Here is a 23,660-nt window from a genome sequence, read left to right on the forward strand (position 1 = left end):
TCTCAGGCATTATGTGTCTAATCGGAACAATTCTTGTATTTTGTACAGGCGTGTTGATTCCCCATATTATGGAATGAATATAATTCCCAAAATGCTCTTGTTCCTGAGTAGACTCAGTTGAACCTGCCACTCCAGCGGAAGACTAAATATACGCCAATGCTGCATAAATTCCCAAAGGGTCAGTTGAGCAAAGGCAGGCACGTTGGAGTGGATTTCATCATAAACGCGTCTCAGAAGCACATAGACAGCAAGGGCCACAAACAATTGGCTGTATACTGCATTTTCGGTGGTTCCAAATAGACATGGCACGTTCAGATGCTGTTTAATCCAGCGGAAAAAGACTTCAATTTCCCAGCGTGCCTTGTAGATTTCGGCGATTACATGAGCGGACTCTTTTCTCAAATCGGTCACGACCCGTACGACTTCCCCCGGTCATTTTCAAATTCTACGACCCGGTGGCGCTGAGCGGATTGGCACTTCCCTTGACCGATATAACAAGTCATATCACGAACAATTTTCGTTTCTCCCTCTGCGGGTCGCTGGAGGTTTCTCGGCTTCACCAAATGGAGATTGTCTTTGAGTCGAATCACAAACGACTGGCCCTGGAGCACATATTGATCCAATCTGCTAATTTTTCCATACGCCCGATCCTGTACCAAAATGTAGTCCGTATCTGCCAAAACTTCTCCAAACGGAGCGTCATTGCGCTTCGCAATCGATTCCTCCACGTTCACGGGTAAACGCTGACCTTGCGAAAGAGCGACATGCAGCTTAATGCCCCCTCTAAATTTTTTGTACGAGGCCCAAGGCATTCGGGAATTCGCCGCCGTGACCGTCGTCGAGTCAATCAGCAGAAGATCTTTAGGAAGATTCAGATGCCGCCGGGTTTGTCGGTTACATTTCTTGACGAGCAGTTGAAAGATACGTTTGAAGATTTCGTAAGGGACTTCACCGGCCTTGCCGGAAAGGGTGGAGTAATGAATCTCAGGCAAGTCAAAGTTTGGGCCTAAGCGGGCACTTTGCCGGAAGCCGTCCCATTTGTGGTAGCAGGCTTGGACAAAGTAATCGAGTAGCAACCCGACGGTCATTTTGGTTCCACTATCTACGTAGTCCTTGGTTTGTCCAGTCACCATTTGGACTTCTTCCGGTGTTAATACTTGTTTGAAAACGGCTAAAAATGGGGTATATTTATTCATGAGGTCGCCTCATTTCGGTTTGGTTTGGTCGTACTTACCATTACCCGAAATGGCGGCCTTTTTCGTCCCTTTTTTTGGGAAATCAACACGCCTATATTTTGTACAACAATCCACCAGCACGTCTGGGTATTTACGAATCAAAGCTGCACAACGTACAACATTTTGAATAACTCTGTTTGATTACCCATAACAAAAACTGCGTCTTTTACGCATATGTGTTTTTCACTCTTTTAGATATGAGTAAGTAAGGCAACCAGATCAGCATATAAGCCAATGAAGATATAACACCCTGATATATATTTATTTCTTCATAGAATTCCTCCGGCAAAAAATGAATACCCAGCAGCCAAAAAAGTGTTAAGCATTGAATAATGAAAGAGCTGATTATGTAAATTACAGATAACTTTTTGAACCATATACTATGCCTTATACAAAAATAGATAATGAATATAATCATAATACAGATGAACAAACTTAGGATGGTATCAACAATTAATGACGGATACAAGGATGAATTATAATATTCACTGTCTGGATCGGTGATTAGTTTGAATTCGTCAGAAATGATAATGGAGTAGTTATCAAGGATACTTAATAGAAGTCTGATAAATTGTACGAACAAGCTAGCAGCAAACAGCACTAACCATCCGCCAAATCCTACATATGATTTTCTTGAAATGTTTTTATTCGCCATGAGTTCACCCTTAAGATCCGCATCGGCTGCAGGTTTTGCTGAATTTATGTAACTGAATTATATATCGCGAATAAATAGTGCGAAATGACATATTTAGATGTATCTATTGGAATGAGAAAATATTTATTGAACTGGGACTCAACCTGCGGGTTATAACCGCTAATTCCGCGGGTCTGAACTCAGTCTTCAAGTCAATACGTTAAAAAGTGGTGAAGTAATGGTATAATAGACTACTGGACGTATTTTGGAAGAACCATGGGTAAGGAGCGATTATTTTTGAAGACACTCATTATTGCGGAAAAACCGGACATGGGGCGGAATATCGCCGCCGCAATAGAACCGAAGGCCAAAAATTACCGTTCCTATCTGGAAGGGGAGCAGTACATTATCACCTGGGCGATCGGGCATCTGATTGGCCTGGCGGAGCCGGAAGCTTACGACAACAAATATAAAAAGTGGAACATTAATGATTTGCCGATCATTCCGGAGCAGTTCAAGCTGGTGCCGAATGCGCGGACGCTGGATCAGCTGAAGGTGATCGGAGAGCTGGCGAAGCGCAGCGATCTGCTGGTCAATTCCTGTGATGCCGGGCGCGAAGGGCAGCATATTTTCTCGCTAATCCAGCGCCATCTGGAGCTCAGCCAGCCGGTCAAGCGACTGTGGATTTCTGACCTGACACCGGAAACGATCCGCAAAGGGTTCCAGGAGCTGAAGGACGGCTCGGAATACGAGAATCTGACCAAGGCGGCAAGGGCACGCAGTGAAGCGGATTGGCTGATCGGGATGAACGGTTCGCGGGCGTTTACGACCAAGCACAATGTGCTGCTGTCTGTAGGTCGGGTGCAGACCCCCGTGCTTGCGCTGATTTATGACCGCCAGAAGACAATTGAGGCGTTCTCCTCGCTGAAGTTTTTTGAGGTGGAGGGGCATTTCAGCCAGAACGAACTGAACTACAAGGGAATGTGGCAGGGGGAACGGCTCACTGACGGTGCCAAAGCAGAAGCGCTTGCAGCCAAAGTGAAGGGCAAGCCTGCCAGAATTGAATCGTATGAGGTTAAGGAAACTAAGGAATATCCGAACAAGCTGTATGATTTGACGCTGCTGCAGCGTGAGGCGAACGGGAAATATGCATTTTCAGCCAAAAAAACGCTGGATATTGCCCAGGCGCTCTATGAAAAGCACAAAGTGATATCCTATCCGCGTACCAACTCCAACTACGTGACGGAGCAGAACATCCCGGAGATGCACAAGACGCTGTCGGCGCTGCAAGGTACGCAGTACGATGAATGGGTGAAGGGTGCCAACCGCAACCTGGTCCATAAAGGCAATAAGTTTATCTGTAACCCGTCCAAGGTTGAGGATCACCATGCCATTCTGCCGACAAACCGTAAGGCCAACGGACTGAGCGCGGATGAGGCCAAGCTGTACGACCTGATCGTCCGCCGGTTCCTCTCCCAGTTCTATCCGGCTGCTGAATACAAGGTGCATACTGTAATCACCGAAGTGGAGAATGAGAAGTTCAAAACCACCGTCAAGGAGCTGCTCAGTCTGGGCTGGAAGGTGATTTACGGAGACCAGAAGAAGGACAAGTCCAAACCGGCCAAGGGCAAAGGCAAGGAGGATGAGGAAGACGAGGAAGTTGAGGTGAACGAGCCGTTCTCGATCTCAACAACGGATGAGGTGGTCTGCAGTGACGCCATCGTTAAGGAGAAGGATACCCAGCCGCCGAAGCATTACACGGAAGGGACTTTGCTCAAGGCGATGGAAAGCGCAGGCAAGCAGATTGAGGATGAGGAGCTCCGCGATGCCATGAAGGATTCGGGGCTCGGCACTCCGGCGACACGGGCAGCAACCATTGAGCGGCTGAAGAATGTCGGCTACGTGGAGATGCAGGGTAAAAAAATCGCCATCACCCAAAAGGGACGGACGGCGATTGAGCTGATCCGCGGAGCAGGCGTCGAGTTGCTGACTTCGCCGGAAATGACCGGCCAGTGGGAGCGCCGCCTGAATGAAATCGCCCGCGGCACCGCGGCGGACGGACAGTTCATGGAGAACGTCAAACGTTTCGCCTCCATGATCGTGGACAAGGTCCGGGTGCAGTCCCGTGCAGCCAAAACCTCCTTCGAAGGCGAAACCCCTTCGCTGAACGCCGGAGCCAAAGGACGCAGTGGGGGAGCTGCGCCGCGCAAAGCTGCGGACCGCAAAGCCGCCGACAAACCGGCAGCGGCAAGAAAACGCAGTGAGCCGGCTGCCGCGACAGCGGAGGATTCCGGGCCGAAGATAATCGGCAGCTGCCCGCGGCCCGGCTGCGGCGGGATGATCTTCATGGGCCGCAAGGGCTACGGCTGCTCCCATTACAAGGAAGGCTGCAAATTCGTGATCTGGAAAGAAAATCACGGCCGCACGCTCACCGATGCCCAGGTGAAAGCATTGATCGAGAAGGGCAAGACCGGCAAGCTGAAGCTGGCTGCCGAAGACGGCTCTCCGCTGGAAGGCAAGCTGGTGCTGACCAACATGGATACAGGACAGCTGGCTGTGGAATAATTCATAAATTAAAAAAGCGCCCCGGCCAGTTTATCCCGGCCGGGGCGCTTTTTTATATGCTTTTATAGGCTGTGAAGTTACTTAGCTTCTTGCAGTGCGCTGTCAATCGCAGCGCTTAAGCCTTCATAAGAGGAGTCCGGCAGCAGAACACCGTTCACCATGAACTTGGGCGTGCCGTTTACACCGTAAGCGCCGGCGATCTTGAAGTCTTCTTTTACATCGAACATATAAGTATGGTTCTTGACGTCCTGCTCGAACTGTCCGTAGTCGATGCCTTCGATGTTATCCTTAACGAATTTCAGGATGAACTTCTGCGTAGCCCAGATCTTGCTCTCATCCCCCTGATTGGCATAGAGCTTGTGGACATATTCCCAGAACTTCTCGTTGCTCTGCTTGTATATGGCTTCACCTGCACTGGCGGCAAGATAGGAGTCCCGGTCAATGAAGGCAAAGTTCATGAAGTAGAACTGTGCTTTTCCGGTATCCACGTAATCATTGATGAACGTATCCAGATAGGTTGCGGTCCATTTTTTGCAGGCTGGACATTTGAAATCGGCAAACTCAATGACCTTCACCTTAGCATCTTCCTTGCCCAGATGAGGCTGTTTCTCATATTTCAGCCCGTCAACAACGATTGTTCCCTTCACATCTGTGTAATTGGGCAGGCCCTCTAGTTCGGCTGAACCGGATGATTTGCTGCCTGTAGTGATGAAGAACAGTAAAACCACCAGAAGAACCACAATGACTGCAAGCAACATGGGGAGCAGACGTTTGTTACCCGTGGAATTCTTGGAATTCTTAGATTTCATAGGTTTGTTCATTGCCTACCTCCTGCGCGGGATGAAAATCTACTCAAATAGTATAATCATACCCGCAGCAGGCTGCATATGTCATTTGTAACACCAGTCACCCGTGATGCTTGCGCAGGGCAGCCGAACGGATCACCGGCGGTACCTCATGAATTGCTGAAATGGTCATGACCGACTGCTGCATTTCACGCTGAAGCTCAATCAGGTTGTAGAGCCACTCATTCTGCTGCTTCAGATAGATGCTATTGATGCCGGCAGTCAGTGCGGGAAGCACGTCCGTCCGCAGGGAGTTGCCGATCATCCAGGTTATTTTGCGGTCGAAATTGTAAGTGGTCAGGATATTCTCAAGCGCCTCCACATTCTTGTGCTGGCGGATGTAGATCCGGTCATCGAAGTAAGCGTCCAGCTTCATTTGGGCGATCTTGCGCTGCTGGATGGAATCATCTCCGCCAGTGTAGAGGTACAGGGAATGACCATCCTGCTTCAAGGTATCGAGGGTTTCCACCATACCCGGGTAGGCTTCAACCTCCTGATCATATACGCTAAGGCCGAGCTTCATCAGCTGCTGCTCCTCGAACGGATCGGTCTTGCGGTTAAATTTGGCGGCGAAATAACGGTATGTGGCAATCAGGGATTTCGGGAAATTATCGCTGGCCAGTCCGCTGGTGCTGACTGTTTCCACATCGATTTCAACCTGCTTGGTGCGGAACTCGCTCATGGTCGGTCCGTAATCACTGAACCAGTCGGACATAAGCTCGAAATACCGGCCTAGAATGAGGTCAAAATATTTGTTGCAATGCACCAGGGTGTCGTCCAGATCGAAGATTACTTGTTGTGTCAAATATTTCATACTGCTCACTCCTAAATGTTTTGTGAGGAATCCTTCTATGATGTGCGCTTCACATAAAACCTGCTCCGGAAGCATCCGTTTGGTTGTGTTAGTAAATATGCCTCTGCTGTAAATGTACAATTATTATATACGAATATAGGACTCCAGAAACATCTGAAGTTCAGCTGCGCCATCCGGCCGTATGCTGTAGCGTTCAGTGCCTTCACCGCGCAGATGTACGCGCAGCAGTCCGGCGACCCGCAGACTGAGCAGATGATGCATCAGCATCTCCCGCGACTGGTTCAGCTCGGATTGCATCTCCCACAGGGTCTTGGGCTCACCCGCCACAAAGCGGAGCAGTCTCAGCCGGGTCGGGTCGGAGAGGGCCTGGGTTAACCGGAGCAGCACGGTAGGCGGCTCCTCTTCATTCTCGGAGGGTACATCGACCGGATATTGTACAAGCATCAGATTCTTATAGAAGCAATAAGTATTGATCGGCCGGTTATGTACCGTAGGAAGCAGCACAATGGTCTTCAGCTCAGGAATATCTTCAATAACAACACCGCCCGAGGCATATTCGATCAGCGGCACCATGTCCATTTTGCTCTCAAGCATTTTTTTCTCGGATGCGTCTTCAATCAGGATCGGCAGGATCGTGTGTTCCACATGACGGAAATAATGCTCATACCACATCCGCAGCAGCGGGGTATAGCCGTTCTTGATCCGGGCACATTCCTCAAGAGTGAAGTTGTGGAAGAAGGGGGCGGTCCGCACCAGGCAATCCTCAACGGTAGAGGCTTCAAGCTCGTCCAGGAACTGCAGTACTTTGGATGCTTCCCCCCGGCTGTAAGCCCAGGCATAGAGCACATCATAGTCGTCAAAAGGCCACTCGGCAGCCTGCTTCAGCGCGGCCAGCTGCATAGGCGGGAACCGGCCGTCTACATCCCGGACCCAATCGGTGCCGATCTCCAGATTGGAAATCCATTTCTTCGTCACATATAGCATAAAACTGTCCAGCAGTTCATATACGGGTGAAACATCAATTTCGAGTTCATACTTCATCAAGCCGGGTCACCTCCAGAAAATCCGTCACTTCTATATATTATCTCTTGTTTTGAAGAGGGTTGTCCACTATAATGTTCGGTGTTTGCCGCTCTGACGGCAGTTTTGATCACCGCTGAATTACATAGGAGGATTTATTCGTGTCCGATTCCAAATCTATATCGCTTGAGCACAGCAGCACAATGAATTATATGATTCTGATTACCGTAATTATATTGGCAGGACTTAGCCAGGGGATGCTGCTGCCGGTATTATCCATTCTGCTCGAGCAAAAGGGTGTATCCTCCTCACTGAACGGATTAAATGCCGCAGCGCTATACGTAGGATCCTTCGCAATGACCCTGATTGCAGAGCGGGTACTTGGCGCAATCGGCTTCAAGAAGCTCATTGCCGCAGGCCTCAGTCTGGTGCTGGTGACACTGCTCCTGTTCCCGCTGCTTCCCGGGATCAAGGTCTGGTTCGTGCTCCGGCTGCTGGTAGGCATTGGTGATTCAGCCATTAACTACGCCGCTCAGCTATGGGTGCTGCTGATGTCACCCGCCGAGCACCGCGGCCGCAATCTGTCCCTGTATGGAATGTCCTACGGACTGGGCTTCAGCCTGGGGCCGCTGGGCATCATCCTGCTGCGCTTTGGCCCGTCCGCGCCGTTTCTGATTACTGCCGTACTGTTTGTGCTTGTACTGCTGCTCGTAGCGGTTAAACTGCCGGATTCCCGTCCGGACCCGATAGACCATAGTGAAGGGCAGGCCAGACGGTTCGGACGAAGCTACAGGCTGGCCTGGTACGCTCTGATCCCGGCACTGCTGTATGGATATATGGAAGCGAGCCTGAACAGTAACTTCCCTGTATACGGACTGCGGATCGGCTTCAGTACGGATCAGATCGCGACGCTACTGCCGTTTGCCGGCATTGGCGGCCTGCTGCTGCAGCTGCCGCTTGGCATATGGAGCGACCGCTATGGCCGCAGAGCCATCCTGATTGCTTCAGGAGTAGGCGGAGGCCTTGCCTTCACACTGCTTCCGCTGGCCGGAGAGCATTTTCTGCTGAATCTGCTGCTCCTGATGGTTGCCGGAGGCCTGGTAGGCTCCTTCTTCTCCCTTGGCCTGAGCTATGCCGCAGATATCCTGCCGCGCCATCTGCTTCCGGCGGCGAATGTTGTGTCTTCCTTCCATTATAGCCTTGGAAGTATCGCCGGACCCGGTGTCGGCGGGCTGCTGCTGCAATTCGGCTGGGGTGGCAGTGTATTCGCAGTAATGGGTGGTTTATATATTCTCTTCGGACTGACAGGCTTATTATTCTCGCCACGGAAGATAATTTGAGGTAAGATAAGAACGAATGCTCGCATGGAATTTGATCCCGCTTTCAGAGTACACTATAGAGTAGAGTTGAAGACAGGAGAGGCTGAACTATGATTACAGTTGAACATTTGGCCAAAGCGGTCGGGGAAGATAAAGCACCGGTTCTGCAGGATATCGGATTTCAATTAGAACCGGGTGAATTTGTGGTTATTCTGGGAGCCAGCGGAAGCGGAAAATCGACACTTCTGAAATGCCTGGCTCTGCGCGAGAAATGGGATAGAGGGAATTTCCGGGTAGACGGCAAGGACATCATGAAGAGCCCTTTTGCCGGCAAACGCAAAATCCGCCGCGAATGGGCCTATCTGGAGCAGAATGCGGAGCTGAATCCGAACCGTACGGCACTGAAGAACGTGCTGATCGGACAAGCCTCACAGACACCTCTGTGGCGGATGGCTACAGGAATGGTCCGCTCTGATGATTATATGGGGGCGATGGACCAGCTTGATCTGCTGGGTCTGCTGGACAAAGCAAAGATGAAGACGAGCCACCTCAGCGGCGGTGAACGTCAGCGTGTGGCTATCGCCCGCGCATTGGTTCACGGTGCTAAGGTTATACTTGCCGATGAACCTGTTACCGGTCTGGACCCCAAGACTGCGGAGAATGTGCTTGAAACGCTCCGTAAGCTGTGCAAGGAAACCGGATTAACTGTGATTACCGTACTGCCGATTGAACTGGCGGAACGTTTCGCCAGCCGGTTATGGGTACTGGAAGACGGAAGAATCAAACATGATGTGAAGGGGCGCCGGCTGACCTCACAGGAGCGGCTGCATCTGTGAAGCGGCAAGGCGTGCAATAAGGAGAGAGTGATGAAGTTGAATAAACGGTTACTCGGAAGGCTTACAGCAGCCTCTTTGTCCCTGTTTGTAATGTCCGGCTGTACCTTCATCAGCGATCCTGTTTCCCAGATGAAGGTGCCGCAGCTGTCCGCTGACAAAGCTTCGCTGATGACAGCGATTAATTCCTCACTGAAGCCGCTCGATGCAACGCTGATCCGTCCGGCCAATGATGATGACAGTTCTATTTTTACCGAGGATCTGGACAAGGACGGGATTATGGAGACGCTTGTCTTCTACCAGACGAAGAATGAAGCTGTAGTGATCCACGGGATGATTCTGGAGAAGCATGAGGACACCTGGGTCAAGAAGCTTGTTTTTGACGGTGACGGAACGATGCTGGATTCAGTTGATCTTAGGGATGTGACGGGTGACGGGAAGCTTGATATTGTTACCGGCTATTCGCGCGGGGAAGAAAAGGGCATGGTGGTCTACAGTTATTCCGGCGGAGAGCTGGAAGAAATTCTGACGAAGCCTTATACCAAATATATACTGGATGATTTGAACGAGGACGGGATTGCCGACATTACAGTCGTGTATTTCAAACGCAATGAATTCGCCACAATAACTACCTATCAATACAACGACAGCTTCAAGGTGCTTGACGAATTGGATAATCTGGACCCCTATTTCGATAATTATTACAATATTGTCTCAGGAAAAGTGGCGGAGAACAAAGAAGGTATAGTTCTGGATTCTGCTGTGGATTCGCGCTCTGCCTATACAACAATTGTTGTTATGGAGAATAACAAGCTGCGCGTAGCCATTCCGGGGGATGTACGGACCTTCAAGGACCGGAAGATTGTCAGTGAGGATATTGACCTGGATGGAATTATTGAGATCGGAATGCTGGAGCCCCCTTCGGGGTGGGAGTATTTCGACCCTGAGACCATACCGTATTTCAATTCTTATTACAAATGGGACGGAAAAGACGGCTTGACCTTTAGTACTCAGTTGTATAATGATCCTTCGGACCGGTTTACCATTAATTTTTCTCCGGAATGGCATGAGAATGTCACTGTGGATACCAAGTCCGTTCAGGACAAATCGCTTAAATTCATTATGCTCGACACCGGGGAGACTGTAGCTGAGGTATCGTTCTTCTCACCGGCAGAATGGGATAGGGTAAAGAACTCCGGCTGGAAGCTTCTGGGGCGTGATCTGGACAAAATGATCGGCTACCGCGGGGAACTGGAGCAAAACACCATCGGGGGAGAGAACGGAAGAGTCAAATCTTCTATAGAGAGGAAGGGAATCGATGAGTAAAGTACTGATTCTGGAGGATGAAGAATCCATCCGCAGTTTTATAGTGATCAATCTTAAACGCAACGGGTTTGAAGTGCTGGAAGCCGCTGACGGCAATGAGGCCCTGCATAAGCTGACAACGGTTCCGGATATTGATATAGCCCTGCTGGATGTCATGGTGCCCGGCATCGACGGCTTTGAGGTCTGCAGACGCATTAGAGAAACTAACGAGCGGCTCGGCATTATTTTTCTGACAGCCAAAGTTCAGGAGCAGGATAAGGTATACGCACTGTCTGTGGGCGCAGATGATCATGTCAGCAAGCCGTTTAGTCCAACCGAGCTGATTGCCCGTATTCAGTCCCTGCTGCGCCGGGTCAATGTTCACCGTGAGCAGTCGGCCAAAGTCTCATTTCACTCGGGTCCGTTTACGCTGGATCTGATCTCGAAGCAGTTCAAGAAGAGCGGTGAAGCGATTGAGCTTACGCCTACTGAATTTTCGCTGGTGCAATTCTTCCTTGAGAAGGAGAATACGCCGCTCAGCCGCGACTCCCTGCTCGATCATGTGTGGGGCAAGGAGTACATGGGCGATCCCAAAATCGTTGACGTGAATATACGCCGCCTGCGCCAGAAAATCGAAAATAATCCGTCAGAGCCAGAATTCCTGCAGACGGTGTGGGGGCACGGCTACAAATGGAAAGGTCAGGTACAATGATTAAGAAGGGGATGCGCAGACAGATCGTACTGCACTATATTCTTGTAGTCTTTGTGGCGCTTCTCCTCGTGGAGACTATTTTTCTGCTGGCGATCCGGACGTATTATTACGACAGCATCTACAGCAAAATCACCACTCATATCAGTGCGGGGGAGACTTTCGTAAAATATGAATTCTCAGCGGAACGATCGCCGAATCAGCTGCTGAACCTGCTCGACTTCTTCAACTTGGAGTATACCGAACTAGAAGTTCTGACATTGAACGGAGATATCATTACCAGTTCCACCGGATTTCAGCCGGACCGGACCATCACCACCAGTGATGTTCCCGAGGCTGTGGGCGGTAGTGTCGGGCGCTGGGTGGGACGGCAGGCCGGGACGAATGAAAGTGTAATGGCCGTCTCCAAGATGGTGCAGATCAACTCGCATGAAACTTACATCTTGCGTTACCTGACCTCCATGGAGGGAGTCAACAAGGATCTGCTGAATCTGACGCTGCTCTCCATTGGCATCGGGGCGGCGGTTATGTCGATCGTGGTCTTGTTCAGCTTCGGTCTCGCGAATTCCATTGTGCGGCCGCTCAACAATATCACGGCTGTATCGGCGCAGATGGCCAAGGGGAAGTTCACCACCCGCATCAAGGGGGATTACCGGTACGAAATCGCTGAACTGGCTTCAACGCTCAATTATATGGCGGAGGAGATCGTCCGCAGTAATCAGATTAAGGATGATTTCATTTCTTCGATCTCCCACGAGCTGCGGACACCGCTGACCAGCATTAAGGGCTGGAGTGAGACTCTCATCTCAGGCGGCTACGATCCCGAGGAAACCAAGCTGGGCATGGGCATCATCTCCAAGGAGAGCGACCGGCTGATCGGGCTGGTGGAAGAGATTCTGGACTTCTCCAAGCTGCAGCAGAACGAAATGAAGCTGTCGATTGCCCAGGTGGATATCAAGGTGCTGCTGCAGGAGACGCTGCTGAATATATGGGCCAAGGCCGAGAAGAAGCGGATTCACCTGCTGCTGGAATGCGAAGAGACTATCTTCATAAGAGGCGATGCGAACCGGCTGAAGCAGGTATTCCTCAATCTGGTCGACAATGCTGTGAAGTTCTCGCCAGAGGATTCCAGTATCGTCCTGTCCGCTGAACGCCTGTCGAATACAGAGATGGCCGTAATTGTAAGGGATAGCGGGATCGGCATCAGCGAAGCGCATCTGTCCAGAGTGCGGGACCGGTTCTTCCAGGTCGATGCGCTCAACGGCGGAACCGGCCTTGGCCTTGCGATCTCCCAGCAGATTGTAGAGCTTCATAACGGCAAGCTGGAAATGGACAGTGAGCTTGGCAAGGGTACTCAGGTTACCGTTATTTTGCCGCTTGATGATGTGCAGGAGGAGAAGGCATGAATACACAGGAATCAGGGAAATCTTCTTCAGAACAAAGGCTCGAGATGATCCGCGGCGGACGTGAACATTCAGCGGATATTCTGAAGCTCCTCCGGGAAGCGGCAGGCTGGATGGAGAGCAAAGGAATCAACCAGTGGACGCCGGGGCAATTCAGCATCCGCGATGTGGAGGATTATTTGAGCAGCAGAGAGGTTTATCTGGCCATGGAGGGAGCGGCTCTTGCCGGGATGTTCACCCTGCAGTTCAGCGATATCCAGTACTGGGGAGACCGCAATGACGAATCCTATGCCTATCTGCACCGGCTCGCTGTAGCCAAATCCCACCGCGGCATGGGACTTGGCGGCCAGATGATCCGTTTTGCGTTACGAAGAGCGGAGGAACTGGGTTGTGCGGGTCTCAGACTGGATACAGTAGCCCATAATATTAAGCTTAACCGTTACTATCAGAGCCTGGGATTTCACTATATGGGTACCCGGGATGTCGGAGCAGGCCGGTTGGTTAACCTGTATGAGTATGAAGCGGAGACCGGCGATCCGGGCAGCGTAATTCTCCGGTATATGGGGGAAGCTGATTACGCTTTAATGAGGGAATGGAGTGTTTCCCCGGAATATTTGAAGAAGTGGGCAGGTTCATCGTTGTCCTACCCTCTGGATGACCGGCAGCTTGAGCGATATCTGGACGGAGCCAATCATCCGGCAGAGTCTGGTCTGCTGGTCTATTGTGCGGTGCTGAGAGCTACCGGACAAACGGTTGGACACATAAGCTTATCCGGAATCGACCGTGAGAACGGTTCGGCCAGAATAAGCAGGGTCGTCGTTGACCCCGGGAGCCAAGGGCGGGGAATCGGACTGCAGATGGTTCGTGAAGTCCTGCGTATCGGCTTCGACGGGCTGCGGCTCCACCGGATATCCCTTGGAGTCTTCGATTTCAACACGGCGGCACAGAAAACCTACGAGACAGCCGGATTTACACGGGAGGGGATTTCGCGTGAGGCTGCTACATTCGGCGGGCGCTATGCCGATTGCATCGAGATGGGCATATTGGACAGGGAGTGGAGGGCAAACCGCCCCTCCGGCAAATGAATAGGAAGAACCTACAAAAGGGATACAGCAGAAGGTCGGATAGACCGTAGCTGTATCCCTTTTATGTAGCAGCCCTTAAGGCTGATGTAAGATTATGAAGGCATCCCTTCCGCGCGCAGACGGCCGGTCTTCTCGTAGACCTCCTGAAGCAGACGGGAAGGCTGGGTACGGATGATTGGCTTGGCTGCTACGATCTCATGCGGGCCGACAACCACGATGTTGTCCGCGCTGCCTTTAATCACAGCGCCGTCTTTGATGACTGCTCCCTCACCGATAATCGCATTCTCAATCAGAACACCGCGGCCGATGCGGACTCCCGGCATAATTACACTCTGCTTGATCTTGCTTAGCTTGCCGATCTCTACACCCCCGAAGATAACGGAACGCTGGAGATTGCCTTCCAAGGTGCAGGTTTCGTGCATCAGGCAATCTGCAGGCGGTGCCTGAACCCGTGGTTTATAGGCAGCCAGCTTCGTACGGTAAGCCCGGCTGTACATCGGCCAGCGGGAGTTGTCGAGCTTGAAGCCATTCTCGGACTGCAGCAGATCCATATGTGCCTCCCAGAGGCTGTCAACCGTACCTACATCTCTCCAATACCCGTCAAAGCGGTATGCGAACAATTGGTCGTTGGCATCCAGCATGGACGGAATGACATCCTTGCCGAAGTCATGGCCGGATTCCGAATTAGCGGCATCACGCAGCAAATAGCCTTTCAGATATTCCCATTCAAACATATAAATACCCATGGAAGCGAGGTTGCTTTTCGGAACCTTTGGCTTTTCGGCAAATTCAGAGATCTGGAGATCATCATTAACGTTCATCACACCGAACCGGCTGGCTTCATCCCACGGCACTTCCATGACCGAAATGGTGGCTTTGGCTGCTTTGCCCACATGGTAATCCAGCATTTTACGGTAATCCATATGATAGATATGATCAGCAGACAGGATAAGCACATGCTCCGGATTCTGGCTGTCAATGTATTCTATGTTCTTATAAATGGCATCGGCTGTACCTGAATAGGTTTCTCTGCCTTCAACCCCTGAAGGAAGCAGCTTCACGCCTTTATCGCTGCGGCTGTGCAGTCCCCAAGGTTCGCCTTCCCCAATATGCTGATGTAAGGAATCGGCTTCGTACTGTGTCAGAACTCCAATAGTGTCGATCTTGGAATTTACACAATTGCTGAGTGGAAAATCAATGATTCTATACTGTCCTCCGAAAGGGACTGCAGGCTTAGCCATACTGGAGGTCAAGGGGGCTAATCTGCGGCCTTCCCCGCCAGCCAGGAGCATGGCGATACAATCTTTTTTACTCATTTGTTATCCCTCCCATTTTTTTGTCAATGCTTGTAATATAACCTGCCGGCAAGCGCTTGAAACGACATAGGTGAATTATATTGCTGTGCATCAGGAAAAATTACATCAATAATTTTCTTAATTCAGAAATCATTGAATTTGCCCGCAAAATCATTTTCAAACGGCACATATTGGGGTAATGTAATAGGTGCATCCTATATACTAAGGTGGTGATGATTTGGCCGAAATACCAAAAACAGTAAACCTCCCGTCATCTGAAGATATTTATCTGTTCCATGAGGGCACGAATTATCGCAGCTATACGATGCTTGGCGCGCACATTGCCGTGGAAGAAGGGCAAGCCGGCGTTCGCTTTACCGTGTGGGCTCCTCATGCGGCATATGTAGGACTGGCTGGTGATCATAATGGCTGGGATGGAACATTGGACTCCGACTCGTTATATAAGATACCCGATTCAGGATTTTGGAGTCGTTTTTTTCCGGGTATAGAGCCGGGAACTTTTTACAAATACAGGATTCATGGTGCGGATGGAACAAGCTTCCTCAAGGCTGATCCTTACGCGTTCAAAGCTGAGGTACGTCCGGCCACCGCTTCCGTTGTGGCGAATCTGGATGGTTACCAATGGGGCGACGCCGCGTGGCGCCGGAAGAGCAAAGCACCGTACAATGCGCCTATGAACATTTATGAAATGCACTTTGGGACCTGGCGCCAGAAGGACAATGGAGAACTCTATACTTATAGAGAGATGAGCAGCCTGCTGATCCCGTATCTGACGGAGATGAGTTACACTCATGTGGAGTTTATGCCGCTTGCCGAGCACCCGTATGACTTGTCCTGGGGGTATCAGGGAACCGGTTATTTTGCGGCCACCAGCCGCTTCGGTGATCCGCAGGATCTGATGTACCTGATTGATCAGCTGCATCAAGCCGGCATTGGGGTTATCCTCGACTGGGTTCCGGCCCATTTTGCCAAGGATGCCCACGGACTGAGAATGTTTGACGGTTCGCCGCTGTATGAATACGCTGATCCGATGCTGGCCGAGAAGCCGGGCTGGGGCACACTATCCTTTGATTTCAGCAAACCGGAGATCATATCGTTCCTGATTTCTAATGCGCTTTTTTGGTTTGAGATGTATCATATTGACGGCATGCGTGTGGATGCCGTAACCAGTATGCTGCGGCTTGATTTCGAGAAGCAGCACCATCAGTACACAAAGAACATGCACGGGGGTCTTGAGAATCTGGAAGCGATCGCGTTCATTCAGCAGTTGAATACGGCGATTTTCCGGTATTATCCGAAAGCTCTGATGATGGCCGAAGAATCCAGTGCCTGGCCTGGCGTAACCTCACCTGTTCATGAAGGGGGGCTCGGCTTTAATTACAAATGGAACATGGGCTGGATGAATGACACTCTTGGGTACATAGAACATGATTTCGGGGCGCGGCCCTACCATCATAATTTGTTGACCTTCCCGATCGTCTATGCCTATGCCGAGAACTATACTCTGCCTCTGTCCCATGACGAAGTGGTGCACGGCAAGAAGTCGCTGCTGAACAAAATGCCAGGTTCGTATGAGCAGAAGTTCGCCGGTCTGCGGGCATTGCTCGGTTACCAGATTAGTCATCCGGGCAAAAAGCTGCTGTTCATGGGCGGTGAGTTTGGTCAATTCATCGAATGGAAGGATCAGGACCAGCTCGACTGGCTGCTGCTGGAATATGAGGCCCACCGCCGGATGCTCGCTTACACGGCTGCCCTGAATAAGCTCTATCTCACGGAAAAAGCGCTGTGGGAGCTCGACCATGATATGGAGGGCTATCAATGGATTGACGCCGATGACAGCGGCCAGAGTGTTGCCTCCTATATCCGCAGAGGGAAGAGGCCTGTGGATACCTTGCTGATCATTATCAATTTCCAGCCGGTGGAACGGCATAATTACCGGATCGGTGTGCCGCGTCCGGGGACCTATGAAGAGATATTCAGCTCGGAGACCCGCGAATACGGCGGTTCTGGTCTTCATAATGAACCTGTTAAGAGTGAGAAGAAGGAATGGCATAACCAGCTGAACAGCCTGGAGCTGACCCTTCCGCCGCTTGGATTCCTGGTGCTCAAGAAATCCGGACGCAAAACGATTAAATAAACTATTCATATCTATAAGGGGGAAATCTGGATGAAAGTTCTATTTGCTGCAGCTGAAGCCCATCCATTTATCAAAACAGGCGGGTTAGCCGACGTAATCGGTGCCCTGCCGAAGGCGCTTAAGGCTGCCGGAGTAGATGTTCGGGTAATCCTGCCCAAATACAAGGGGATCGCAGAGAAGTATTCCTCCCAGATGGAGCATGTCGCTGTCCTTGAGGTGCCGATCGGCTGGCGCAATCAATATTGCGGGATTGAACGGATTGTTTTTGAGGGAGTTCCTGTATACTTTATCGATAATGAGTATTACTTCGGACGTGACGGCATCTATGGATATATGGATGACGGCGAACGTTTCGCTTTCTATAACCGCGCTGTGCTTGAATGCCTGCCGGCGATTAACTTCCAGCCTGATGTCCTGCATTGCCATGACTGGCATGCCGCGGTAATTCCGTTGCTGCTGCAGGCGCACTACCGCCACAATCCGTTCTACAGTGAGATGCGTACAGTGTTCACTATACATAATCTCCTGTACCAGGGGGTATTCCCGTATTCGGTACTGGGCGAGCTGCTCGGTCTCGGCGACAGCTATTTCCCTGGCGTAGAGTATTACGGGAACGTGAACTATATGAAGGGCGGAATTGTCTACAGTGATCATGTCACTACGGTCAGCCCGACCTATGCCGATGAAATCCGCACACCTTATTATGGATATGGCCTGGACGGCCTGCTGACATCGCGTTCAGATGCTCTAAGCGGGATTGTCAACGGGATTGATACCAAGAGCTACAATCCGGCCAGCGATCCGTCTATTTTCACCCGTTACCGTTCCAACCTGGTCAAGAAAGCTGAGAATAAGCTGGGACTCCAGCAGGAACTGGGCTTGCCTGTAGCTCCTTATATTCCAATGGTAGCTATGGTTACCCGTCTCGTGGATTCCAAAGGGCTGGATCTGCTGACCCGGGTTCTCGATGAGCTGCTCTACTATGACGATATTCAGTTTGTCCTGCTGGGCACCGGTGATGAGGTCTACGAACGCTGGTTCCGCGAGGCACAGTGGCGTTATCCGACCAAGCTGTCGTCGCAAATTACATTCAGTGATGCCTTGTCCCGCAAAATATATGCGGCCAGCGACCTGTTCCTAATGCCGTCCAAATTCGAGCCTTGCGGCATCAGCCAGCTGCTGGCTCTGCGTTATGGCAGTATTCCTGTAGTGCGTGAGACAGGCGGACTTAACGATACCGTTCATGCGTACAACGAGGAGACCGGAGAGGGCAACGGCTTCACCTTCAAGGACTATAATGCCCATGATATGATGCACACGCTCCGCCGCGCCGTATCGTTCTACCACAAGCCGGAGCACTGGAAAAAAGTAGCGAAGAATGCCTTCACCGGCGATTACAGCTGGAATGTATCCGCTCAGCAGTATATTGATATTTATAACAAGATTTCGGATAAAGTTACGGAGTAGAAGGACTATTGTATAGAAAAGGCATTCCCCGATCATGGTGATGGGAGGAATGCCTTTTTAAATTATGTATAGGGAAAATACTGACTCATACTCACATTTGAAGTACCATTCAACAGCAGTCATGCTGCCTTGATGAATAAATTGTTTTATCGTCCAGACCAGAACTGTACCTCTTGTATTCCAGTCGTCAAACCATTTTGTTATTTTGGCTAATCCGTGATATTCAGGTCCATAACATTCTGTATAGGTGATGTTTGGGTCGAAGATTTGGCTTAATATTGAATTGTTTTTATGAATCCAAGACTGGAAATACTTTTCAATGACTTTCTCACGTTCAATCATAATGTCCCCCCTGTTATTGTTGCTATAAGTGTACTACAGAATATCTATCACCCATATGAGATTCTCTATCTAACCGAGTCAAAAAAGGTGATGCTCCAGGCAGCCGATTCTCAGCTTCTGGGACACCACCTTTTATTGTTTACAGTTATCTGTTAGTTACCTCAGCTTAAATTCCGGTACAATATCCGGTACCCGTACGGATCAAGCGCAACATTCATCATCCCGTTCTCCGGCACTACAGCTTCTCCCGTCAACGCATCCAGCCAGTCATCGGTCTCCATCGGGTGGCTGAGCGTACGGGGCTGCGGCGAATTGTTCATCCAGACGGTGAAATGGATCCGCTCATCTGCACGCTCATAGACGATGCACGGGTCATTCTCACAGGCCTGGAGAATCCGGAAGCGGCCTTCCCGGAGCGCCTTATGTTCCTTGCGCAGTGCGATCATCATCCGGTAGAAATCATACAGTTCACGGTCCTGCTTCGTTTCATCCCATTCCATACATTTGCGGCAGTCCGGATCTTCACCCCCGGTCAGGCCGATTTCGTCCCCGTAATAGATACAGGGAGTGCCCATGAACGTGAACAGGAAGACGACAGTCAGCTTCAATTTGCGTTTATCTTCCCCCAGGACGGTGAGCAGGCGGGGGGTGTCATGGCTGCCGAGCAGATTGAAGACAACCTCGTTCGTCTGCTGCGGATAACGCATGAGCAGGCTGCCGATCCGGTGGCCGAAGGTGATGCCGTCCATCCCGCCGTTGAAGAATTCCAGCACCGCCCCCGAGAAGGGGTAGTTCATTACCGAATCAAACTGGTCACCAAGCAGCCAGGTTAAGGAATCACTCCATACCTCGCCGACGATATAGGCATCCGGGTTTGCGGCTTTGACCACTTTGCGGAAATCACGCCAGAAGTGATGATCGACCTCATTGGCCACATCTAGCCGCCAGCCATCTACCCGGATCTCCTTGATCCAGTACTCTGCAACTTCCAGCAGGTAGGACTTCACTTCATGATTGGCGGTGTTGAACTTCGGCATATTGCCATAGAAGCCGAACGTATCGTACGTGGGGATACCGTCAACAATCTCAGCCGGAAAAGAATTCATATGGAACCAGTCGCGGTAGACGGAGAATTCGCCTTTTTCCAGAACATCCTGGAACGGCGGGAATTTGTCGCTGCAGTGGTTGAACACGGCGTCCAGCATGACACGGATGCCCCGTTTGTGGCATTCTTCTACGACCTTCTTCAGCAGCTCATTATCGCCGAAATGCGGGTCGACTTTTTTATAATCCACGATGTCGTATTTATGGTTGGAGGGGGAGACGAACAGCGGCGTGAAGTAGACGGCATTGATACCCAGCTCCTGCAGATCATCCAGATGATCCAGCACACCCTGAAGGTCACCGCCAAAGAAATTATCCAGCTTCGGTTTGCCGCCCCACGGTTCAGTGCCTTCCGGATCATTCAAAGGATTGCCGTTCGCGAACCGCTCGGTCATGATCTGATAGAACACCGCATCCTTGGCCCAGGTGGGTACTTTGAATAAGTCAATCCCGTGTATATAAGGAAACTCATAGAAGTGGTTGGGCGGCTGAGGACATTCGGTCCGGATGCCGTTGTCGAGCAGATACACTGTCTCCGAACCCTTGCTGACGCGAAAAGTATAGCTGAGGCGCTTGTATTTGGGACGGACAGCCGCTTCCCAGTAGTCGAATTTATCGTCTGAGGCAGCTTTTTCCATTATGATGTCGTAAGAGGTATGCTGCCAATCGTACTTGTCGCCAGTAAGCGCAACTACATAGTCCACATCATCACGTTTGGTACGCACCCGCAGATGTATGGTTGTGGCATCGTAGGCATAAGCCCATTTATCGCGGGGAACATGGTACATCGCTTCCAGCAGCATGACTTCACCTCCTAAAAGTTTTGTGAGCAACTGCTTCCCGATTACGCTACGCAAAACTCGCTTCGAAAGCATACGCTTAAGTTTTGTGAGCCTATTCACCTTATCCGTTAAATAACGCCTACAGCGGCATCTGAACCAGCCCGGTTATTCCGGCGGCAAATGGAGATAGTAAATAGTATATACCTCTTTTCATAGGATGTGCAAAATGGGGGAATAGCAGACCCGGCCAACTGCCTGCAATTAATTCATGAATTTAACAGGCTTTGTCACAAATTTGTCTTTGCATATTCATGCGGAGTGATTTATAATAAATCGGTCAATGGGACTACTTAGAGAAATGAACATAAAGAGAATAGGGGAGACAGACAAATGAACAAATGGGGTAAACTTTCATTGGGACTGCTGCTGGCAGCTGGACTACTGGCCGGATGCGGCTCTAATAACAACGAGAATAATACCGCAGCAAGCGGAAATGCCAACACCGGGGCTGCCGCCAAGAAGCTGATTATGGGCACAAGTGCAGACTTTCCTCCGTATGAATTCCACAAGGTGGTTGACGGCCAGGATACGATTGTTGGCTTCGATATCGAGATCGCGAAGGAGATTGCTGCTGATTTGGGCAGAGAGCTTGAGATTAAGGATCTGCCGTTTGATTCGCTGCTGAATGAATTGTCGAGCGGCAGAATCGATATGGTAATCTCCGGGTTAAGTCCGACACCGGAACGTGCTGAAGCTGTGGGCTTGTCCGATATTTACTACAAAGCCGAACAGGCTGTCGTTGTGCGTGAATCGGATAAGGACAAATATGCAACAATGGACTCACTGAAGGGTGCCAAGCTGGGCATTCAGACCGGTTCGATCCAGGAAGATATTGCCAAAGGTATTGAAGGCGCACAGCTGACATCCCTCAGTAAAATTTCTGAAATCGTCCTGCAGCTGCAATCAAACCGCGTAGACGCTTCAATTATGGAAGGACCTGTTGCCAAGTCCTTTGTGAAGAACGTTAAGGGACTGGTAATTACCGATGCCAAACCTGAAGTGGAAGATGACGGCTATGTAATCGGGGTGAAGAAGGGTAACACAGAGTTGCTGGACCAAGTGAATAAGACATTGACCCGCCTGAACTCGGAAGGCAAGATTGATGAGTATGTAGCGGCAGCAAGCGAGCTTGCTGAGAGCAAATAGAACGCGAACCCGTTACACGGTTAGCCCTGATGAATTAAGTACAACCCGCAGCCTGCTGCGGGACAATGCTCTACTTTGCAGAAAATGGCGGTGATCCGCTGTTTTCTATTTTTTTGAGAACAGGAGGATTGAAAGGCAATGAGTGTATTTGAACTTGCTTATGATTACCGCAATTTTTTCCTATCCGGTCTGAAGTACACACTGCTGCTCGCTGTGATGGGCGTATTCTTCGGCTTCGTGCTGGGTATCGCGGTTTCGCTGCTGCGGATGTCCAAATGGAGAATTCTGCGCTTTATCGCCACCGCCTGGGTGGAGTTTCTGCGCGGGACGCCGATGCTTGTGCAGCTGTTTCTGATCCACTATGGCCTGCCGGAGTTCGGTATTTCGCTGTCCCCGATCCAGTCGGGTGCGATTACGCTAACAATCAACAGCTCGGCTTATCTGGCGGAGATTTTCCGTGCCGGAATTCAAGGGGTGGACCGCGGTCAGATGGAAGCGGCACGCTCGCTCGGGATGAAGCAGGGGATGACCATGCGTTACATCATTCTGCCGCAGGCGCTGAAGAATGTGCTGCCCGCGATCGGAAATGAATTTATTACCATTATTAAAGAGTCTTCCATTGTATCGATGATTGGGGTGGCTGATCTGCTGTTTGAAGCCAGATCCATTACTTCGATCACCTATGAAGGACTTAGCCCGCTGATCGTGATTGCCGCCATGTATTTTGTGCTGACCTTCACGTTATCCAAGCTGCTGGGCATTCTGGAACGGAGGCTGAATACGGATGATCGAGGTTAAGAACCTGCAGAAGAGCTTTGGCAAGCTGGAGATCCTCAAGGGGATTGATCTGAATATTCACAAGGGCGAGGTTGTTGTAGTGATCGGTCCCAGCGGCTCGGGCAAAAGCACCTTCCTGCGCTGTCTGAACCTGCTGGAGCAGCCTACCGGCGGTGAGATTTCGTTTGAAGGACAATCGATTACAGCCAAAAAGCATGATATCAACGTGACCCGCGAGAAAATGGGGATGGTATTCCAGCAGTTCAACCTGTTCCCGCATAAGTCTGTGCTGCAGAACATTATGCTCGCGCCATTGAAGGTGCGTAAACAGCAAGCTTCCGAAGCGGAAAAAATAGCCACGGAGCTGCTCCGCACCGTCGGCCTTGAGGACAAGCGGGATGCGTATCCGGCCCAGCTCTCCGGCGGACAGAAGCAACGGATCGCGATTGCCCGGGCGCTGGCGATGCAGCCGCATGTGATGCTGTTCGATGAGCCAACCTCGGCGCTTGACCCGGAGATGGTCGGTGAGGTACTGGAGGTTATGAAACAGCTGGCTGTAGACGGTATGACGATGGTCATTGTGACGCATGAAATGGGTTTTGCCCGTGAAGTCGGCGACCGGATCCTGTTCATGGATGGCGGGGTTATCGTAGAGCAGGGGACACCGGCAGAGGTGTTCGGCAATCCCAAACACGCCCGTACCCGTGATTTCTTGAGCAAAGTTTTATAAAATTCCTGGAACGGCCGCTGAAAATTTCTTCA

General features: G+C 50.7%; 21 protein-coding genes. 12 read left to right on the forward strand and 9 right to left on the reverse strand.

Annotated features, from left to right (window positions below):
- Positions 1-66: 66 nt before the first annotated feature.
- From NSQ73_RS13250 to NSQ73_RS34965, 3 genes are all read right to left on the reverse strand, one after another.
- A complete protein-coding gene (locus NSQ73_RS13250; protein ID WP_340985387.1) occupies positions 67-411 on the reverse strand; it encodes a transposase in 345 nt (114 codons plus the stop codon).
- Positions 408-1,196, reverse strand: coding sequence for a transposase (locus NSQ73_RS13255; protein ID WP_340985386.1), 789 nt, complete (start codon positions 1,194-1,196; stop codon positions 408-410). The genes NSQ73_RS13250 and NSQ73_RS13255 overlap by 4 nt, the downstream gene beginning before the upstream one ends.
- Positions 1,197-1,401: 205 nt before the next feature.
- Positions 1,402-1,890 (reverse strand): DUF2569 family protein, encoded by a 489-nt coding sequence (locus tag NSQ73_RS34965; protein ID WP_445669493.1) that lies wholly within the window; start codon positions 1,888-1,890, stop codon positions 1,402-1,404.
- 276 nt (positions 1,891-2,166) lie between these two features.
- Between NSQ73_RS34965 and NSQ73_RS13260 the strand changes: the two genes are divergently transcribed.
- Entirely contained in the window at positions 2,167-4,434 is a 2,268-nt protein-coding gene (locus tag NSQ73_RS13260; protein ID WP_340986771.1) for a type IA DNA topoisomerase, read from the forward strand.
- Positions 4,435-4,511: 77 nt separating this feature from the next.
- Here the strand turns inward: NSQ73_RS13260 and NSQ73_RS13265 are convergent, their stop codons facing one another.
- The 3 genes from NSQ73_RS13265 to NSQ73_RS13275 all read right to left on the reverse strand — a co-directional run bounded on the left by NSQ73_RS13265 (position 4,512) and on the right by NSQ73_RS13275 (position 7,134).
- Positions 4,512-5,255, reverse strand: a complete 744-nt coding sequence (locus tag NSQ73_RS13265; RefSeq protein WP_340986772.1) for a DsbA family protein — start codon at positions 5,253-5,255, stop codon at positions 4,512-4,514.
- Between the two features lie 85 nt (positions 5,256-5,340).
- Positions 5,341-6,093, reverse strand: coding sequence for an HAD family hydrolase (locus NSQ73_RS13270; protein WP_042137820.1), 753 nt, complete (start codon positions 6,091-6,093; stop codon positions 5,341-5,343).
- A gap of 123 nt (positions 6,094-6,216) precedes the next feature.
- A complete protein-coding gene (locus NSQ73_RS13275; protein ID WP_340989265.1) occupies positions 6,217-7,134 on the reverse strand; it encodes an ArsR/SmtB family transcription factor in 918 nt (305 codons plus the stop codon).
- A gap of 182 nt (positions 7,135-7,316) precedes the next feature.
- On the opposite strand from NSQ73_RS13275, the gene NSQ73_RS13280 reads away from it, so the two are divergent.
- The 6 genes from NSQ73_RS13280 (at position 7,317) to NSQ73_RS13305 (ending at position 13,767) form a co-directional block, all read left to right on the forward strand.
- A complete protein-coding gene (locus NSQ73_RS13280) occupies positions 7,317-8,453 on the forward strand; it encodes an MFS transporter (protein ID WP_340989267.1) in 1,137 nt (378 codons plus the stop codon).
- Between the two features lie 89 nt (positions 8,454-8,542).
- Positions 8,543-9,268 (forward strand): phosphonate ABC transporter ATP-binding protein, encoded by a 726-nt coding sequence (locus NSQ73_RS13285; protein ID WP_042137817.1) that lies wholly within the window; start codon positions 8,543-8,545, stop codon positions 9,266-9,268.
- A gap of 30 nt (positions 9,269-9,298) precedes the next feature.
- Positions 9,299-10,591 (forward strand): hypothetical protein, encoded by a 1,293-nt coding sequence (locus tag NSQ73_RS13290; RefSeq protein WP_076243023.1) that lies wholly within the window; start codon positions 9,299-9,301, stop codon positions 10,589-10,591.
- On the forward strand, positions 10,584-11,282 hold the full coding sequence (locus tag NSQ73_RS13295) for a response regulator transcription factor (RefSeq protein WP_039299112.1): 699 nt from the start codon (positions 10,584-10,586) through the stop codon (positions 11,280-11,282). Before NSQ73_RS13290 ends, NSQ73_RS13295 begins: the two co-directional genes overlap by 8 nt.
- Complete coding sequence (locus NSQ73_RS13300; RefSeq protein WP_171716269.1) at positions 11,279-12,685, forward strand: sensor histidine kinase; 1,407 nt, start codon at positions 11,279-11,281, stop codon at positions 12,683-12,685. Before NSQ73_RS13295 ends, NSQ73_RS13300 begins: the two co-directional genes overlap by 4 nt.
- A complete protein-coding gene (locus NSQ73_RS13305) occupies positions 12,682-13,767 on the forward strand; it encodes a GNAT family N-acetyltransferase (RefSeq protein WP_340986773.1) in 1,086 nt (361 codons plus the stop codon). Before NSQ73_RS13300 ends, NSQ73_RS13305 begins: the two co-directional genes overlap by 4 nt.
- Positions 13,768-13,859: 92 nt before the next feature.
- Here the strand turns inward: NSQ73_RS13305 and NSQ73_RS13310 are convergent, their stop codons facing one another.
- The gene (locus tag NSQ73_RS13310; RefSeq protein WP_340986774.1) at positions 13,860-15,083 is read right to left on the reverse strand and encodes a glucose-1-phosphate adenylyltransferase; all 1,224 of its coding nucleotides are present in this window, start codon (positions 15,081-15,083) and stop codon (positions 13,860-13,862) included.
- Positions 15,084-15,300: 217 nt separating this feature from the next.
- Here NSQ73_RS13310 and glgB point away from each other — a divergent pair, with 217 nt between their 5' ends.
- On the forward strand, positions 15,301-17,220 hold the full coding sequence (glgB, locus tag NSQ73_RS13315; protein WP_340986775.1) for a 1,4-alpha-glucan branching protein GlgB: 1,920 nt from the start codon (positions 15,301-15,303) through the stop codon (positions 17,218-17,220).
- A 30-nt stretch (positions 17,221-17,250) separates the two neighbouring features.
- Positions 17,251-18,687, forward strand: a complete 1,437-nt coding sequence (glgA, locus tag NSQ73_RS13320; protein ID WP_340986776.1) for a glycogen synthase GlgA — start codon at positions 17,251-17,253, stop codon at positions 18,685-18,687.
- Between the two features lie 57 nt (positions 18,688-18,744).
- Here glgA and NSQ73_RS13325 read toward each other — a convergent pair whose 3' ends face one another.
- Together NSQ73_RS13325 and NSQ73_RS13330 are read right to left on the reverse strand one after the other, a co-directional pair.
- A complete protein-coding gene (locus NSQ73_RS13325; RefSeq protein ID WP_340986777.1) occupies positions 18,745-19,029 on the reverse strand; it encodes a nuclear transport factor 2 family protein in 285 nt (94 codons plus the stop codon).
- A 161-nt stretch (positions 19,030-19,190) separates the two neighbouring features.
- Positions 19,191-20,936, reverse strand: coding sequence for an alpha-glycosidase (locus NSQ73_RS13330; protein ID WP_340986778.1), 1,746 nt, complete (start codon positions 20,934-20,936; stop codon positions 19,191-19,193).
- 369 nt (positions 20,937-21,305) lie between these two features.
- Here NSQ73_RS13330 and NSQ73_RS13335 point away from each other — a divergent pair, with 369 nt between their 5' ends.
- From NSQ73_RS13335 to NSQ73_RS13345, 3 genes are all read left to right on the forward strand, one after another.
- Positions 21,306-22,121 (forward strand): transporter substrate-binding domain-containing protein, encoded by an 816-nt coding sequence (locus NSQ73_RS13335; protein WP_340986780.1) that lies wholly within the window; start codon positions 21,306-21,308, stop codon positions 22,119-22,121.
- A 138-nt stretch (positions 22,122-22,259) separates the two neighbouring features.
- Positions 22,260-22,919: an amino acid ABC transporter permease gene (locus tag NSQ73_RS13340; protein WP_171715928.1), complete on the forward strand. Its 660-nt coding sequence runs from the start codon at positions 22,260-22,262 to the stop codon at positions 22,917-22,919.
- Positions 22,906-23,628, forward strand: a complete 723-nt coding sequence (locus tag NSQ73_RS13345; protein ID WP_039299084.1) for an amino acid ABC transporter ATP-binding protein — start codon at positions 22,906-22,908, stop codon at positions 23,626-23,628. The genes NSQ73_RS13340 and NSQ73_RS13345 overlap by 14 nt, the downstream gene beginning before the upstream one ends.
- Positions 23,629-23,660 lie beyond the last annotated feature (32 nt).

Source organism: Paenibacillus sp. FSL R10-2736, from assembly GCF_038000245.1.
Lineage (GTDB): Bacteria > Bacillota > Bacilli > Paenibacillales > Paenibacillaceae > Paenibacillus_AQ > Paenibacillus_AQ phytohabitans.